Origin of the sequence: Labilibaculum sp. K2S (genome assembly GCF_030372765.1) — a bacterium.
Classification (GTDB): domain Bacteria; phylum Bacteroidota; class Bacteroidia; order Bacteroidales; family Marinifilaceae; genus Labilibaculum.
On the sequence record NZ_JAUCMW010000012.1, the window covers coordinates 54,596 to 72,536 of the forward strand.

Genomic DNA, 17,941 nt, shown 5'->3' on the forward strand with positions numbered 1-17,941 from the left:
AGTCCATTTCTGAATTGGAATACATAAAAAGGGTGCCCAATTTTTTTTGAACACCCTCATTTATTTTTATTCGCTGTTCCGCTTATTCAGCCACCTTAACTTCTTCTTTCTTTAAATATTTATCCAAGAAAACAACAACCTGACCATACCCTTTAATTTCATTTTCCTTTTTACGGAAACCATGTCCTTCATCATCAAACACGATGTATTCTACCGGCACGCCATTCTTTTTAACAGCTTCAACAATCTCATCCGATTCTGCCTGCAAAACACGAACATCATTTGCTCCCTGCAGCACCATTAATGGTTTGGTTACTTTATCAGCAAAAAACAAGGGAGATTTATTGTATAAAGCAACCGAATCAATGGTTGTAGGGTCGCCAATTTCGGCATACAAAGCATTACGGAATGATTCCCAGTACGGAGGAATTGATTTTAAAGTGCGCAACCAATTGGTCACTCCAAAAATATTAACTCCAACCTCAAATTCTTCAGGAGCAAAAGTCAAAGCAGCCATAGTCATGTAACCACCATACGAACCACCAATAATTCCAATTTTTGTTTCATCAACAACACCTGTCGAGGTCAAAAATTTCTTTCCCCAGATACAATCCTTCAAATCCTCGTCACCATGCTTTTTGTCATCCATCGCGTAAAACTTCTTACCATAACCACTGCTGCCACGATTATTCACCGCCAAAACAGCATAACCATGATTCACCATAAACTGAATTAAAGAGAAATAACCTACTCTCGATTGTCCTCCAGGGCCACCATGCACCCAAACAACAGCAGGCACTTTGCGATCTATCGCTGCAATTTTAGGTTGGTAGTAAATGGCAGGAATCTGCACCCCATCAAACGATTCGTAACGAACCACCTTAGCTTCCACTAAATTTGCAGGATCAATTTCCGGATTTAAAGTTTCAGTCAATTTCTTCGCTTCAGCATCTCCCATTTCAAAAACATAAATGTTATTTGGAGAAACCGAAGTACCAACAACCAAACGGACACGACTTTCATCCTTTGTCAAACCAACCGATTTTATATCGCCACCTTTTATCTCAGGCAACTTAACCTCCTCATTCGTTGCCAAATCAATCATCTTAACGTTTGTCTTTCCATCTTCGTTAATACCAATAATCCGGTACTTTTCGTTGTATGAATCGTAGGCATACCAAACATCCCAATCGGCCTTAAAAACCATTTCCTTTTCTCCCGATTCAATATCGTATTTATTCAGATAAACAAAATCGGAATCCTCATTACTCAAATAATACAAATACTTGTGATCCAAACTAAAAAACTGAGGATTGTAAGTTGCATCGCCGGTGTGCTCCGAAATGTGCATTTTTTTGCCCGATTTTCTATCGTACAAATACATTTCGTTGTTGTTTGTAGTAATGCTTTGTGTTAAGGCTAAATATCTATTGTCCTTACTTTTAGCAGCAACATCCAATCCGTCGTTATTTTCATACAATAACTTCGCAGTAAAATCACCTTTTTCAATGGATTCCAGACTAATCTGATACAAATCCATAAACTTTGGGTTTCGCTTATTGCTTTGATAATAGAAGGATTTCTCATCGCGGTCCCAGCCCCAAAATCCAGCTCTTGCACCTTCAAAAGGGGTTAGATCGGTAATCGTACCATCCACATCTCTCATGTAAATATGATTGTTCTCATTTCCTCCCTGATCATACGACAAAAGCACCTTATCGCTGTTTGGGAAATAAGCCAATCCGAAAAAAGATTCCTTTTCCGAATTGGTTAATTGTTTGGCAGGAGAACCATCAACGGGAATCTCAAACAGGTTGTAAATACCTGTTTCATTACTACTCACCAACAATTTACTGCCATCGCTCGAGAACGATCCGCCACTCACATTGGTGTTTTTATAAAACTGTTCAATACTGTAGGAAGGAATCTCAACAACTTTTTTTTTCGGCTGACAAGCGGCCAACACGAATAAAAGGGCAAATAAAATCAAATAATTACGTTTCATAATTGTGATTTAATAAGGTTAGAAAATCTATTGAAGTACTTAAGGAAGTGGTGTCTATGTAAAAATAAGATAAAGAGACCGGGTTACAAAATATTATTTCACAGCCTGTTACTATCTTTAAAAACGAGTATTTGGGCGTTCCCCAGCTTACACACCCGCCATCCCTTGGGTCAGGCTTTCCGCTTCAACTCCTCACCTCCCTTTCACTCCGCGACGGGAAGGTTTCGGGGTTTCCGCTGCAATCCTTAACGCAACAATTCAAATCACACTAGGACCTTACTCAATACAAAAAAGTAAGTATAGTTTTCCAAATTCCTCTATCTTTGCCGGATCTTTAAAATAAAATACCCATTTATCCAATGAAAGAATCTGTTGTAATTCTGTGTGGTGGTGGTCCGGCTCCGGGCATAAACACCGTGATTAGTAGTGTAGGAAAAGTATTTTTGAAAAACGGTTACCGGGTAATTGGTTTACACGAAGGCTACAAAGGTCTTTTCTCTAAGGATCGTAAAATGGTTGATCTCGACTTCGAGACTCTTGATGGAATCTTTACAAGAGGCGGTTCTCATCTAAAAATGAGTCGTTTCAAACCTAAAAATTCCGATTTCTCAACCGATTTTTTCGTTGAAAACAATGTAAAACTATTGGTTACCGTTGGAGGCGATGATACAGCTTCTACGGCAAACCGAATTTCAAAATATCTGGAAGAGAATAAGGTAAACATCTCTAATATTCACGTACCAAAAACAATCGACAACGATCTTCCTTTGCCTGAAGGATCTCCAACATTCGGATTTCACTCAGCTAAAGACGAAGGAGTTAAGATTGCAACCACTGTGTACGAAGATGCCAAAACATCTCAGAACTGGTTCGTGCTGGCCGCTATGGGACGAGAAGCAGGTCATTTGGCTTTCGGAATTGGTACTGCCTGTCATTTTCCAATGATTATTATTCCCGAAATGTTCAATAAAACCAGCATTTCTGCCGAAAAAATTGCTCAATTGGTCATCTCCTCTATCATAAAGAGAAGAATAATGGGCTTAAACTACGGAGCGGCTATTATCAGTGAAGGAGTTTTCCATTTTATGAGCGATGAAGAAATCAAAAGCACAGGCGTTAATTTCACCTACGATGCTCACGGACATCCGGAATTGTTCAACGTAAGCAAAGCGCATGTTTTCAACATGGTAATTCAGCGTAAAATGAAAACCTACAATCTGAACATCGGAACCCGTCCGGTTGAACTGGGATTTGAGATCCGTTGCTGCAGACCAATCGGTTTTGATCTTAGTCTTTGCACCTTATTGGGCAATGGGGTTTACACTTTGTTCAAGCAAGGTCATTCGAAATGTATGGTGACTGTTGATCCTGTAGGCGATGCGTCTCCTCTGTTTCTAAAAGATGTAGAAGACGAAAACGGAAAGGTGAAACCACGATTGGTTGATGTGAACAGTCAGCGCGTGCAATCTGTTTTGAACTACAGCCTGCATTACCTTACTGCTGAAGATGTTGAAGCAGCAAAAGCATATCTTCCTGATGCAGAAAACTATATTTTCACTAAAATTTTGAATTGGGAGTAAACCTTAAGGTTAAAGGAGAAAGGTACAAGAAAGAAGTTCCAAGTGTAAAGGAACAAGGCACAAGCCCCAGTCTTCCCAATGATGCGAGGGATCTCAGCACTAAAGCAAAAAGTTTAAAGATAAAAGAACACAATTGAGTCAAAGAGCTCGAACAATATTTGCCCGGGGTAATTTAGCAATAGCTGACTTATTATACCAATTTAATTTCAAAATGGACTTTAATTAAAATGAATTAATTTTTAGCTGTATCGAGGCAAAAAAGTAAAGCATAGCCATGTTACGATGCATCTTTTTTAACGAAGATATAGCTGAAAAGAAACATTTTATAAGGCATGTTTTGATGTTAATTTGGTATTACTCCGGGGTTATTGTATCCTCTAAATTATAAAAGCTTTAACTACAAAGGGAAGCTAAGGAAATCGAAAAAATCACCTCACTCTATCTCTCTCCTCAAAGAGATTTGCAACTTTTTCATGTAATCAAAGAATACAGAGCTAAAATGACTTATTTTGTTGTAAACAATTAGTAATTCTTAATTAATAATTCTCCAATTTTCCTACTTTTGCATCACACACCACTTACCTAACGGACAATTTCGTTCCATATTGAGGCAAATTAGTAACTTGAATATTAATGTACGGAACTCGTAATTCCGGTACCAATGAAACGATTATGTCAGAAAATAATGTAAATGCATTTTTACTCTTCACTTGTCCTGATAAAAACGGAATTGTAGCCAAAATCACTCAATTTATATACGAAACAGGTGGGAACATCATCGATTTGGATGAGCATGTAAACCAAAACCAGCAGTTTTTCTCTTTGCGAATTGCCTGGAACATGGCCAACTCGTCGATACCTGCTTCAAAGCTTCACGAAACTTTTGAACCACTTGCCAAAGAATTTGATGCACATTGGAGAATTGAGTTTTCGAATCAAAAGCAACGCGTGGCCATTTTCGTTTCGAAATACGACCATTGTCTTCAGGAAATTCTGTGGCGCTACAACATGAGCGAGTACGATATCGAGATTCCTTTGATCATTTCCAATCACCCGGATTTGAAACCCATTGCCGATGCTGCCGGAATTCCATACCATGTTTTTCCGATAACAAAAGAAACCAAACCGGAGCAGGAAGCCAAAGAAATTGCCTTACTAAGAGAACACAATATCGATTTGGTAGTGTTAGCCCGCTACATGCAGGTTTTATCACCAAACTTTATTCGTGAGTTCAAAAATAGAATTATCAACATACACCACTCCTTTTTACCTGGATTTGTTGGAGGAAACCCATACAAACAAGCTTATGAACGCGGTGTTAAAATGATTGGAGCAACCAGTCACTTTGTAACCGAAGATCTGGACGAAGGACCAATTATTGAGCAGGATATTATGCGTATTACACACAAGGATACCATTAAAGATTTGATCCGTAAAGGTCGCGATTTGGAACGTATTGTACTCGCCCGTGCTCTTGCTTACAAATCGGAACACCGCATTATTGTAGATGGTACCCGTACGATTGTTTTTTAAAGGCAATTAGTACAAATGCAAAATGCTCATCTGAATATAGTTCGGATGAGCATTCGTTTATTTGTATTGGAAGCCCCACTTAAAGTAAGAGTCCCAAGTGCATCCATTTGCTTTATTCTCTCAAAATAAATGTCTGGCTGCACATTATCTTGTCACCATAGATAATCTCAAAAATCCATTCCCCAAATTGCATTTCCCAGTCTAATTCAAACGTGTAGAAGTCATAACCTAACTCATCAGTATAGCTATCTTTTTCTTCCACGGTTTCCATAAATTGTTCCTTACTAATTGGATTCACCAATTTAGGATGTCTAATCCTGCACACAAAATCAACAAGTTCCGCTTCCTCTGAATTAATTTCGAATTGATAACTTATTCCAAAACTCAAACCTACCGTAGGATGAATAACATCGGTTTTTTCCACAAACTCCATATCGTCAGAATGCAAAAAGTATCCTGTTGTACTACCCGGAACAATGTCTTTCTTCGTCTCTCCTATCGCTTTACAAATTCCGTAATCAACTATTTTTATATTCATTATCGTTGTTTTAAACTGATTGATAGCCTCACTTTGAATGAGAACAGCAAAACTACAGTTTTTTTTGTCACAACTCCTAATCAGAGTGGGCTTCAAGAAAAAGTGTTCGGAGCCAATATTCGTTTATTTTAAAACAATAGGATACAAAACAAGCAACTTTAAAATTTAAGGTTGCTTGTTTATAGTTAGCGCGAATACACGTCCCTACTAGTGGGTTGAACTATACAATCTAAAATAGCTGCAATGATTGATAATCATTTCATGAAATTTTGTATCTGAATAATTATCCTTCAGGGTTTTAAAACTTTTATAGTTCGGTAATTCCAATTCATTATACTTACTAAAATTAACTTTAAAAGTATCATCACCTCCCTCATTGTAATAGGTATTCAATTCACATTTTGCCATTAAATAAAGACATCGGGCATTTAATTCCTTATCAGTTGATAATTCAATTACACGCTGATAAAACTCAATAGAAATTTCACTTAGCCCAAAATAAGTTTTGTTGTAGGAAGTGATATCCGAAAGGTTGAACCCTTTTCTGTTTGCAATAATATCAGCGCCGTTTTCACTGGATTGATAATGATCACTCGTATAGTGAATGTAATTATAATCACAACAATTGGAATCACCAATTAAAGCCCCTCTGTAATATCCTGTATTTGAGATATTATAGTAATAATTTGCTAATAAATAGTTCGCCAATTTGGCTTTCCACTGTTTTTCGTTAGCGGTTAGCTTTTCCAATTCAATCAAATAAACAGCCAAATCAGAAATAGAAAAGTTTGGTTTAATAAAAGAGAACAAATCTGCTTTATAAACTTCATCATCCATCACTTCCTCTTCATCGCAGGAAAAACATTCTATGATATTATTACTAAATATTTTATTTGATAACGATATCGTGCCACTCAAATTGGTACTCTTACCAAAATACTCCAATGCTGCTTCTGCATTTTTATGATACAAATAATAAATCCCTTTCTGATAATTCAGATAATCAATAAACTTGTCGTTACTCCTCTTATTCTCCAAAAGTTCTTTTTCGTAAACACTTTTATTAGGTTTATTATAAAAAGCCTCCAAAGCATCTAACAGCTCTAAAGAACTAATACCTCCACCCGATTCCAATTGGTTATGAACGAGAAATGCTTTTGCTATTTGATTGTTTGCATAGTAAATACCGGCAATTTTAGCTTTAATAAAACTCTTTAGATCTGAATTAAAATCAACAGGCCAAGTGCCTTTATTAGGATATTTTGACAGCACTTGAGAAATAAAGTTCTCATTTTCAATGGAAATATTCTCCCATGAAAAAACTTCATAAACTATTGACAGAATCTTTTTCTGATCTGCAAATGATTTTACTGCTTCCAGTTTTCTTTTTGCTTCATTTACGTCTTTCCTGATAAAAGACAAATACGAACTGGCCATTCTCCAGAAATCAGTATTTTTCACCTTCTGATTAGAAAGCTGCAGTTCGGCAATATTTAATAATTCGTTGTAATCCTGCCCCTCTTCTAAATTAGGCAGTCTGCTCTCTCCTACACCAATACTTTTAGGCCACACATCACGTTCAACATTATTTAATGCACGCATAAATAAAAGCTCAACTCTTCTATCATTAGCATCCAACCCAATAAACTTATTAATATTATCAGTCTCATTGGAGAAATTACGCAAACTTGTTATCAGGAGTAAATCTTTTTCATCTTCAATTCCATTTACAAAAGACCGTCCTTCAGCCTCAAAAGAGGTACAAAAATTGAAACTTACAAATGCAGATTTTTTTCTATCGATACTATTACTCACTATTTTTGTGAACAGGTAGGCTGCCTTCTCATAATTTTCGGTAGAATAATAACAACCGGCAACTTGATCTAAAATATAATAGTAAATCTCATTTTTTTGTATTGTATTTTCAACTTTTGCTTCATAAAAGCCTATGGCTTCACCCCATGCTTTCGAATAATGCATAATGCGAATAATTTGATAGTAGTAACGCGCTTGTAATTGCGGGTCAGTCTCACTACTCAACAATGAATTTGCCTTTTCAAGTAAAGCTTCCCTATCCACATCCTTCTCCTCTAAAATCTCATCGTAATCCCATGAGTTCCTTCTGGTTCTATAACTAAATGCTTCACTGCACTCTTGGGCAAAATCTACATAGAGTTTCGCTCTCTTTTCTGTTTCAGAATCCTTATTGGTCCAATTAAAATCTTCAGGCTTGTAAATTGCCATTTCAATTTCTTCGGTACTCCAACCTGTAAGAATCTCTTTCCACAATTTTACATTCCCTTCAGGATATTCAGGTTCTTTGGATTCTGAATAAGAATTTTCTCCATAAAAGGCATTGTAATCATCCCTTAAAAAAGGATAGAACTCTTTGGCTGAAATATTTGTTTGTACAAACAAGTTATAAAACCACATTCCTTCCCAATCACCTCCACCACATGCAAATACTGCAGATGATATAAATACTAATAAACCAGTTAAAATACTCTTCATAATTTCTCGACTAATTCGCTAAGATTGATATTCGAAAGAGATTTTTCATCCATATGATAAAATATAATCCCGTTCGTAATTAGTTTGCTTTCTTTTATTGTTTGGTACGAATTCACAATTTCAGCAACAGACAATTCTTCCAATTTGATTTCATAACCTTCACTCAAATAAAACCCCTTGCAGAGCGTATCCTTTACCACCTGAAAATTTTTCACATCAACTTGTTTAAAATGCGGATCGTTTTTAAATTTTGTTCTCTCTGCATTTTTAATAATTTTAATTTCATTATCCTTATTCTTAATCACTGTTTGCGAGAAAAGAGGCAAAGCAATATTCAAAGGCAAAGGATATTTGGTTTCAGAATCGATGTACTGCTTCACAATGCTATTTTGCAGAATGGAATTCTGATTCATATCTTTTAAGTCCCCAACGTTATACAACATTAATGTACCTTTCTTCACAGGAGGAATTCCTGTTCTTTCTTTAAATTTAATTTGATGCAAACGAATGGTCACATCTAAATCAAATTCTTCACCTAAGTTTTCCAACAATTCAAAATAAGCGTATTTGGTGCTTTCTGTCCAATCACAATCAATTTGAATTTGGGCAATCTTCTTGTTAAAATGTTTCAAACTGATCTGATTCACCAAATCTCTTATCCTATTGGATAATTTCTGTATTTCCAGATTTGATACCTGAAAAACTCTATTGGTAATGTATACAACCGGAACAATTTCAAACTCCTTGTACTCCTTTGCAACACTTTTCAATACATAAGTTGGAACAATACCATCATCATACCAATTGGGTTCGTGCTCCGATATTATATCAAAATAATGCAGATAGATTTTATTTGCATTTGCACTCTTTAAAGATTCCTGATATTGACTATTAAATTCAGCTTTCGATTTCCAATGATAAAAAGAGATTTCCTTCTTTGCGGTATCTTTTTGAGAACAGGAGGTTGTTATAAGAAGCAATAACAAGCCTGACAACAAATGAGTTTTCACTTTCAAAATTTACAGATTTATATTTTTATAGAAATTGAACAAAAATAGTAATTTTACTTAATTATGAATCATCATAATGCCGAACTTTATCACTTTATTGCTCAAATAATAGCGAAACTATTTAACTTCAAAGCCTATTTCGATCTAATTTTTCTGCTAATGCCATCGCCTCCTTAATTACCAGCTCCGGAAAATCATTTATTTCAAGTATCCTGATTGCATTTCTGTTTTTTAGCTTTCCGTCCTTCAATTTGTAGTCAAAAGCCACCGATTTGTCGCTTATAATTTCACTAAAGTGATACAAATCATACTCCTTCTCCAACAAATCGGTTAATTCGATATCGTGAGTAGATACAAAAACGATGTTCTCGTTTTTTGCCAATGAAGTCAATACAGCTTTCCCAGCAGAAATCCGTTCAACAGTATTGGTTCCCTTAAATATTTCATCAAGTAAATACAAATTGGCTTTTCCATTGCACGACTTGCCAATCATATCTTTAATAGTGAGAACCTCTTCGAAGTAATAACTCTTATCATTCATTAAATCGTCGCTAATGCGGATTGCAGAGTAGATACGAACTCGTGGAATCACCATCGCTTCAGCAAAGCAGGTATTAATCGTAAGACCCGCAATTACATTGAGACCTATGGTACGAATAAATGATGTTTTGCCCGACATGTTGGAGCCAGTAAGCAATATCGATTTGCCGTTCACAACGATATTATTTGCAACGCAGTCAATAATTAAAGGATGATAAATTTGATCTCCAACAATTCGGATATTCTCTTCGCATATTTCAGGAATACAATTTACTTCTAAGCCATTTCTTAGCGAAGCGATGGAAACCAAAGCATCTATTCGCCCAACAAACGAGTAGACTTTCTCAATTTCCTCTCTTCGGATGTCTAAACGTTTTAATACACCAAACAAAAGCAATGGCTCCAGTAAGAATAGTATTTTAAAAAGCTCCAAAAAAGACCAAAATATCACTTGGAAATCACCTTCAATTTTCGATTCCAATTTAAAGATGAGCATTCTGTTTCTAATCTGATTAATTGCTTGAATCGATTCATTCAATAGGGGATTAATCTTTTTTAAATTCTTAGTTTGAAACAGTTTATTTGCAACTCGTTTAAGGATCAGGAGCTGAGGAATGGAGTCAGAATAGCTCGATAAGTTTCTTTTGTTCCACAAATGAAAGCAGATGTTAATAATAAAAACACTTCCTAAAACAAAAAATATTTTTAAATTAAAAGGCAAAAGAAGGACAGATAAAATACTGGTAAAGGATAGCAATCTCATCACAAAAAACCATTTTGGCGGCTCTAAATACCCTTCCTGAAATAAAGCTGAAATGTAATAAGCCTCCCGATGATTTAGTTTCGTTAGTTCGGTTTGAATCTGAAGTCGAAAATTAGAATCAGTTGCAAATTGATTGATCAACTCTTCGTCCAATTCAACATTTTTAGAATCAATAGGAATCACTCTCAATCTGTTATACAGGTATTGTTGTCCAACTTTTGAATTTGTCCGATCCAGGAACATAAACAACTCATCAAAATCAAGATCGTTACAAGTTTTATCAGAAAGTTCCTGAAAAGATGCTGAATGGTCTTTATTCCGAAAATACTTCTCTATTAATTCAAAATTGTACGATTTATCTTTCAGCTTCCCAAAGGAGGCTTTTAATTGTTCTGCTTGTTTTTTCTTTTGGTTGAAAATCATATTGTGTGTAAATTATATCCTTCTGTTTTAAACCCGACAGCATCCTTGAACCTGTCAGCGTTTATTTGTATTAAATTCCCAACCACTCCTCTATTTCATCAACTTGTAAAGATTGCTTGTGACAATATTCAAAATTCTCCCTGTTGCAAAACCATTCAAGAACTGAATCTCTCCTGATTTTGGTGGGCTTAATTCTAAAGACTCTGTTACTTGCATAAGCTAGTTATAAGATCAATCTTTCTTCTTTTTTAACGCTGTCAGGTCTTGCTGATGCTGACCGTTTTGGTTTCCCATTTTGCTTCATTAAACCTGTCAGCTTTGTTGTTTTTTTTTGATAATTAGTTTAACAATCCCAAAGCTAACAAATCTTTATAATTATCATAAACAATTTCAATCATAATAAAACATTAATTTAAGATCTTACATTTAGGCTTTCCCATCTGTAAACAGAAAACTAAGTGTGAATTTTAGGCGAACGGAGCTGCAAAGCAAATTTCACATGTGAAAAAGATCTTCAACAAGGCTGTTGATGCCAAATTAAAGGTCAAAATTGTGTTCGAAGGCCTTGTTGGCGTAAAATCGAAGGACAATTGCCTTTTTCACGCATCTGTAATTAAAATATCAGGTGTGGAATTTGTAAAAAACGCATCTGCGAAAGCAAAATGAGAGACAAACTTGCATTTTACGCTTATGAAATCAAATTTTCATGAGAAATTTAGAACAAACAGCCTTGTGGAAGGCAATATGAACAGTTAGATTGCTGCAATCAGAACTATCCGAACTCTTAACTTACTGCAAAATAATAGAGAACCGGCCGTAGAAGTATATTTTTGCTAGAAAAATGGGGAGTTCATCCTCGTCGAAATGAATTCAAACAAAAAAACCGCCTCAGTTTCCCGAGACGGTTTGTGTTTTTATACATCAAGTAAATCAGTCCAATTACTATTACTTTGTACTAATTTCCATTCTTACCAAATTTTAGCTCTTTGCTCTTCGGTACGGTACAAAGGAGATTCAGAACCAATATTAAAAGTAGTGTAGAATTCTGGAATATTGAACAAGCCACCATTCACACGGTATTTTCCTGGTGAGTGAACATCTTCTTTAATCAATTTTCTTAGGTAAGTATCTCTTACATTTCCTCTCCACACTTTTGAATAAGAAAGGAAGAAACGCTGCATGTTGTTAAAACCATCCACATCAGCAGGTGTTTTTCCCTTTAACGACATTTTGTAGGCTTCCAAAGCAATTGTTAATCCACCATAATCGGCAATGTTTTCACCCAATGTTAATTTACCGTCAACATGAACATCATCAAATGGCTTAAACCCATCAAACTGATCGACTAGTTTCTGTGCTTTTGCATTGAATTTATCTGTGTCTTCTTCAGTCCACCAGTCTCTCATGTTTCCTTCCTTATCGAAACGGCGACCCGAATCATCAAAGCCGTGAGTCATTTCGTGACCAATTACCACACCAATTGCTCCGTAGTTTACAGCATCGTCACCATCTTTATAAAAGAAAGGAGGTTGAAGTATTGCAGCCGGAAATACCACTTCGTTCAACATTGGGTGATAGTATGCATTTACAGTTTGCGGAGTCATGCCCCATTTCTTAGTATCAACAGGCTCTCCTAATTTTTTAATATTTTTCTCGTACTCAAATTCGGAAGCTCTCCACATGTTCTGCACATACGAATCGGTACCAACTTCCAGTTTCGAATAATCTTCCCATTTATCAGGATAACCAATTTTCACCCCAAAAGCATCCAATTTTGCCAATGCCTCTTTTTTGGTGTCTTCACTCATCCAATCCAACTTCTCAATTCTTCCACGCAAAACAGTTTTCAGATTGTTAACCAATTCAATCATTCTTTCTTTTGCTTCTGCAGGGAAATATTTCTCAACATACAATTGACCAATAGCTTCGCCCAATACTGCACCTGTTGCCGATGACATACGTCTCCATCGTGGCAGCTGCTCTTTTGTTCCCGAAAGAACTGTTCCAAAAAAGGCAAAGTTTTGCTTCTCAAGCTCAGTGTTTAAATAACCGGCCGATTCATCAAGAACTCTCCATTTCAAGTACAATTTAATGTCTTCCAGTTTTTCATCTGCCAACATCTTATTTAACTCTGCAGTGTATTTTGGGTGAGTAACAATTACATACTCTTTAATATCAGCACCAATTTCTTTGAAATAGGCAGCCCAATCGAAATTTGGATATTCTGCAGCCAATTCTTCAACTGTTTTAGGGTTGTACATGGCTGGATAATTTCTGTTTTCCAGATTAGTATTGAATTTAGTCGCCATGCGGGTCTCAAATTTCATAATTGTTTCCGCATTTGTTTTTGCAGCTTCTGCATTTTCACCAATCAATTCGAACATCTTAGCTATGTGCTTCACAAACTCAACACGAATGTTCGCGCTCGTTTCGTTATCTGCTGTATAGTAATCACGATCCGGTAAGGAAATACCATCTTCAGACAAATACATACGATTAACAGTTGTGTTTTTCATGTCCTGCTCAACACCAGCACCAAACAAAGTACTTATGCCCATTTTATGCAGGTGAACCAAAGTGTGACGCAAATCAACAGGATTCGAAACAGCCGCAATTCTTTCAAATTCGGACAGCAATGGTTTAATTCCAACAGAATTAATTTTTTCAACATCCATACCCGTTGCGTAGAAATCCTGAATCTTTTTCAGATTACTTCCTGCTTCGGCATTTTCTGTTTTTGCTGCTTCTTCCAACAAATCATGTACAGCACCATTAGCACTTTCCCCTAAAATATCGAAAGCTCCGTATCGACTTCTATCTGCTGGAATTGGAGTATTTTTCATCCAGGTTCCATTGGCATATTCAAAAAAGTCATCACCTGGATTTACTGCAAGGTTCATGTCTTCTTTTTTTAGTACTCCTGCACCTTTTGGCGCCTTTTCAGCACATCCTACCATAATGGAAAGAGCCAAACCTGCGCTCAGAATTCCACCTGACAATCTTTTAATGTTCATTTTATGCGATTTGTTGTTAATACTTGTTTTATTTAGCCCAAAAATAGGAAAAAGCCGCAAAACCCTCCTATTTTTTCGATAATCATTATGATTCGCCCGACAAGACTTATTTTGTTATCAGCTTTTAAAGAGATATTTTTGCATCGGATGACAAAATGGAGAATTATATGAACGAGGAGATGGACAAAAAAGCCAGAGTAGTATTGGGAATGAGCGGAGGAACCGATTCGTCGGTAACAGCCATGATTCTAAAGAAACAAGGTTACCATGTTATTGGTGTTTCTCTTTGGTTTTTTAGTACAGATAATTCCTTTAATCCTGGTGATCCACTGCCCGATTTTATTGTTGATGCTCAAAAGCTGGCACAGCAGTTGGGTCTCGAACATCATGTGATTGATGCACGCAGAGAATTTCGTGATACCATTATTCAATTCTTTTTGGATGAATATATGGCAGGCCGAACTCCAAGTCCTTGTATTCAGTGCAATCCCCAGTTAAAATGGAAATTGCTTTTGGAAAAAGCCAATGAATTAAACTGCGAATTTATAGCTACAGGGCATTACATTCAGATTTGTAAAGAGTCCAACGGTTATTATATCTACAAAGGCAAAGATCCGGCAAAAGACCAATCGTATTTTCTATGGAATTTAGGACAGGATATTTTGTCGAGAACCCTTACTCCGCTTGGAAAATTTACCAAAACAGAAGTTCGGGAAATAGCCGGGGATTTTGGTTTCGAAGAAGTGGCAAAAAAGAAAGAAAGCATGGGGATCTGTTTTATGGATCGTATGGATTACCGTGATTTTTTACAGGAGATGATTCCTGATTTGGATCAAAAAATAGGCCGTGGAAAAGTAACCGACACAAAAGGCAATCATTTAGGCTGGCACGATGGATATCCCTACTACACAATCGGTCAGAAACGGGGTCTGGAACTGAAAGAAAAATCAGGTTTGATGGTAAGCCGGATTGATGCCGGCACCAACACCCTTATCCTGGAAAAGAAAGATGACCTGAACAAAATGAATTTAAAAGTTTCCAATTATTATTTTAATGATATTGAGGATAGTAAATTACCGAACATCAGCACCATTGTGCGGGGTTTGGGCCGAAATCCACAAAAATACAGCAGTCTGCAAATTAACAACGATACAGAACTGGAGGTGAAACTGGAAGATCCGGCGTGGGCTATTGCACCCGGACAACCCGTGGCGTTCTATATTGGCGATAAATTGATAGGTGGTGGTTTTGCCGAATAGTTCAGGTTAATAAATTGAAGAATTACGAATGATATCATTCTGCTCATCAATAACCAAATCTGATTCGATACTTTCCTTGAAATGATCGACCAATTTATGATCCAAATCATCAAACTCTCTGCATTCCTTATTCAACACACAGAGCGTCCCGAATAATTCCTCATTCGGATAAAAAATTGGCATTCCAAGATAGCAGGACATTCCGCTGTTATACGTCATTTTATCTTTCCATAAATCATCTTCAGCAGCATCCTTAATGTGAACTTTGGTTTTGCCGGCAACAACCGAATCGCAGTAGGAACCAATACTTAATTCTCCTCTATCTCCTATCAAGTATGGGTTGTTCTCGTTTTGGGAACTAACTAATACTTCCAACTCGTGAGGATGCAGTTTCATAATCAGAATCGCTGACACCTTCAACAAATCCTCCAGCAGATCAATTTTGTCCTGCCACTTCAACAAAATATTCAGATCTATATATTGTTTTTCTATTGCATTCATCTCTATCCGTTTAAAAGTCATTAGTAAAGTTATGGAAAAATTAAACAGAATGTCAATAGTAAATTTGATGCATAATTTTCTTATTATAATAAATTCTAAAATATCTTTGTGCAAAACAATCTACAAAAAGATATGGACAATATAGATGGGGATTTAATGAACGAAGAGTTAATCAAATTAATTCGAATGAGAATGCCCTATGGAAAATACAAAGGAAGATATCTAATTGATATTCCTGAGCCTTATTTGGTTTGGTACAGACAAAAAGGTTTTCCTCCAGGGAAATTAGGCGAAATGCTTGCATCCATGTACGAAATAAAACTAAACGGATTAGAGGGAATGTTGCGTCCGCTTTGCAAAAAATACCAATGAGCAATGAGTACAAAATTTAATTTTGCAATTCTTAATTTCTAATTCCTTTTAGGTATTTGTTTGCAAGGCCATCGATTTAAACAAACACCAAACTTTTTTCCCCTCGGAAAGTTCCATTTTTAAAAGGGAAGCGTGAGTGATCGAAATCAATAATTTAAAGCCAACATCAACAAGACAATAGTTGCGATTCTCTTTTTGAATCACTTTTACAATCGTTCCGGGCAACTGATTTCGAATAGAAATATTGGGAATTTCCTCCAATGTTAAGGCAATGTCCTCGGGACGAAGCGACACATTCATTTCATCGCCAATTTGGCAACAATCCAAAACCATTTCTCTCTCAATGCTTATTTCTTCACTCGCGTCTTTGTTCGATAAAATAGTTAATCCGTTTTTCTTATCGTGAGCTTCAACCCTAAATTGAATTACATTCATTAAACCGGCACCCCGCATTACATCAAGCATATTCTCCTGCTCAATCAAATCAAGATAGTTTCCATGCCCAAGAACGCGTCCGTTTTTGAGCAAAAACAACTCCCGGGTCAAACTTAGTAAATCAGGCAAATCATGACTTACAACAAGCATGGGGATGTTAAATTTTCGATTGATCTTTATCAGATAAGGAATAATCTGCCTGCGCAACTTCACATCCAACGATGAAAAGGGTTCATCCATCAGCAAAAGCTTGGGAGAACTAAGCAAGGCACGCCCTATGGCTACCCTTTGCTTCTCTCCTCCTGATAATTGTCCGGGTCGTTTTTCAAGCAAATTATTTAGTTCCAGCAAATTGACCAGTTCGGTAAATTCTATTACTTGTTTCCCTTTCGGGATGTACTTTGCTGCAAAAAGTAAATTTTTTCGAACATTCATGTGCGGAAACAATCTTCCTTCCTGAAACACATATCCAACTTTACGATTTCGGGCTGGTTCATAAATATTTTTAAAAGTATCTACCATCGTAGTTTCTTCTATTTTCAAGAATCCTTCATCGGGCTTCTCTAAACCAACCAATAAGTGCATTAAAGTTGTTTTTCCTGCCCCCGACGGCCCAAAGATTCCCGTAATTCCTTGAATAAAATCCACTTCAATATCCAGAGAAAAATCACCCTTACTACGTTTTAAATGTGCCGACAAAGCGTGCATAAACAATTGATTATTAAATTAGAACTAATTCTCACAATAGGATTCTCAAACTTAGTTCCGCTTGTGTAATTTTTTCACTAAATATTCAGAAAAAGCCATGGCCAAAAAGGAAAAAAGCACTGCAACCAGAAGCAATCTAAATGCCGAACTTTCCATACCAGGCATTTGAATCTGATTGAACAAAGCCAATGGAATGGTTTGAGTTTCACCGGAAATATTTCCTGCAAATATAATGGTGGCGCCAAATTCACCCAATGATCTTGCAAATGAGAGTACAAAACCACTGATAATACCTGGCAATGCCAAAGGTAAAGTCACTCTAACAAAACTTTGAAAAGTACTGGCTCCCAAAGTTCTCGCGGCTTCTTCAAATCCAGGATCAACCATTTCAATGGAAAGTCGAATGGCACGCACAGCCAATGGAAAAGAAACAATCATAGAAGCGATTACCGCAGCATAATAAGTAAAGGCAATTCTGATTCCGAGCAATTCGTTCAACCAGTGACCAATCAGTCCTTTTGTTCCTAATAAAAGCAACAGAATAAAACCTGTAGCAACAGGTGGTAAAACCAAGGGTAAATTTATAAATCCTTCAATTAAAGATTTTCCCCGAAAAGTTTTACGGGCCAGCCACCAGCCCATCAAAACAGCAATGGGTAAAACCAAAACAGCACACCACAAAGCCACTTTAAAAGAAAGACCGATTGCACTCATTTCTGTTTCCGAAAATACGAACCAATGCTCCATAA

Annotated in this window: 14 protein-coding genes; 5 read left to right on the top strand and 9 right to left on the bottom strand. The window is 36.5% G+C overall.

Annotation, left to right across the window (positions count from 1 at the left end; translation table 11 throughout):
• Positions 1-82: 82 nt before the first annotated feature.
• Complete coding sequence (locus tag QUH73_RS13680; protein WP_289531003.1) at positions 83-2,005, bottom strand: alpha/beta hydrolase family protein; 1,923 nt, start codon at positions 2,003-2,005, stop codon at positions 83-85.
• 359 nt (positions 2,006-2,364) lie between these two features.
• Here QUH73_RS13680 and QUH73_RS13685 point away from each other — a divergent pair, with 359 nt between their 5' ends.
• Both QUH73_RS13685 and purU read left to right on the top strand, forming a co-directional pair.
• Complete coding sequence (locus tag QUH73_RS13685; RefSeq protein WP_289531004.1) at positions 2,365-3,585, top strand: 6-phosphofructokinase; 1,221 nt, start codon at positions 2,365-2,367, stop codon at positions 3,583-3,585.
• A 672-nt stretch (positions 3,586-4,257) separates the two neighbouring features.
• The gene (purU, locus tag QUH73_RS13690; RefSeq protein ID WP_289531005.1) at positions 4,258-5,118 is read left to right on the top strand and encodes a formyltetrahydrofolate deformylase; all 861 of its coding nucleotides are present in this window, start codon (positions 4,258-4,260) and stop codon (positions 5,116-5,118) included.
• Positions 5,119-5,230: 112 nt separating this feature from the next.
• Here the strand turns inward: purU and QUH73_RS13695 are convergent, their stop codons facing one another.
• The 4 genes from QUH73_RS13695 to QUH73_RS13710 form a co-directional block, all read right to left on the bottom strand.
• Positions 5,231-5,656, bottom strand: a complete 426-nt coding sequence (locus QUH73_RS13695; protein ID WP_289531006.1) for a DUF3859 domain-containing protein — start codon at positions 5,654-5,656, stop codon at positions 5,231-5,233.
• A gap of 207 nt (positions 5,657-5,863) precedes the next feature.
• Complete coding sequence (locus tag QUH73_RS13700) at positions 5,864-8,167, bottom strand: hypothetical protein (protein ID WP_289531007.1); 2,304 nt, start codon at positions 8,165-8,167, stop codon at positions 5,864-5,866.
• On the bottom strand, positions 8,164-9,183 hold the full coding sequence (locus QUH73_RS13705; RefSeq protein ID WP_289531008.1) for a hypothetical protein: 1,020 nt from the start codon (positions 9,181-9,183) through the stop codon (positions 8,164-8,166). The genes QUH73_RS13700 and QUH73_RS13705 overlap by 4 nt, the downstream gene beginning before the upstream one ends.
• Positions 9,184-9,304: 121 nt before the next feature.
• Positions 9,305-10,903: a MutS-related protein gene (locus QUH73_RS13710; RefSeq protein WP_289531009.1), complete on the bottom strand. Its 1,599-nt coding sequence runs from the start codon at positions 10,901-10,903 to the stop codon at positions 9,305-9,307.
• Positions 10,904-11,404: 501 nt separating this feature from the next.
• Here QUH73_RS13710 and QUH73_RS13715 point away from each other — a divergent pair.
• Positions 11,405-11,569 carry a hypothetical protein gene (locus QUH73_RS13715; protein WP_289531010.1) on the top strand — a complete coding sequence of 55 codons (165 nt, stop codon included), beginning with the start codon at positions 11,405-11,407 and terminating at the stop codon, positions 11,567-11,569.
• 302 nt (positions 11,570-11,871) lie between these two features.
• Here the strand turns inward: QUH73_RS13715 and QUH73_RS13720 are convergent, their stop codons facing one another.
• Positions 11,872-13,917: a M13 family metallopeptidase gene (locus QUH73_RS13720; RefSeq protein ID WP_289531012.1), complete on the bottom strand. Its 2,046-nt coding sequence runs from the start codon at positions 13,915-13,917 to the stop codon at positions 11,872-11,874.
• A 155-nt stretch (positions 13,918-14,072) separates the two neighbouring features.
• Between QUH73_RS13720 and mnmA the strand changes: the two genes are divergently transcribed.
• On the top strand, positions 14,073-15,176 hold the full coding sequence (mnmA, locus tag QUH73_RS13725) for a tRNA 2-thiouridine(34) synthase MnmA (RefSeq protein ID WP_289531013.1): 1,104 nt from the start codon (positions 14,073-14,075) through the stop codon (positions 15,174-15,176).
• 6 nt (positions 15,177-15,182) lie between these two features.
• Here the strand turns inward: mnmA and QUH73_RS13730 are convergent, their stop codons facing one another.
• Positions 15,183-15,677, bottom strand: a complete 495-nt coding sequence (locus QUH73_RS13730) for a GAF domain-containing protein (RefSeq protein ID WP_289531014.1) — start codon at positions 15,675-15,677, stop codon at positions 15,183-15,185.
• 108 nt (positions 15,678-15,785) lie between these two features.
• Between QUH73_RS13730 and QUH73_RS13735 the strand changes: the two genes are divergently transcribed.
• Positions 15,786-16,049 (top strand): DUF3820 family protein, encoded by a 264-nt coding sequence (locus QUH73_RS13735; protein WP_289531015.1) that lies wholly within the window; start codon positions 15,786-15,788, stop codon positions 16,047-16,049.
• Between the two features lie 48 nt (positions 16,050-16,097).
• Here the strand turns inward: QUH73_RS13735 and modC are convergent, their stop codons facing one another.
• Positions 16,098-17,192: a molybdenum ABC transporter ATP-binding protein gene (gene modC / locus QUH73_RS13740; protein WP_289531016.1), complete on the bottom strand. Its 1,095-nt coding sequence runs from the start codon at positions 17,190-17,192 to the stop codon at positions 16,098-16,100.
• A 51-nt stretch (positions 17,193-17,243) separates the two neighbouring features.
• Positions 17,244-17,939, bottom strand: a complete 696-nt coding sequence (modB, locus tag QUH73_RS13745) for a molybdate ABC transporter permease subunit (protein ID WP_289531017.1) — start codon at positions 17,937-17,939, stop codon at positions 17,244-17,246.
• Positions 17,940-17,941 lie beyond the last annotated feature (2 nt).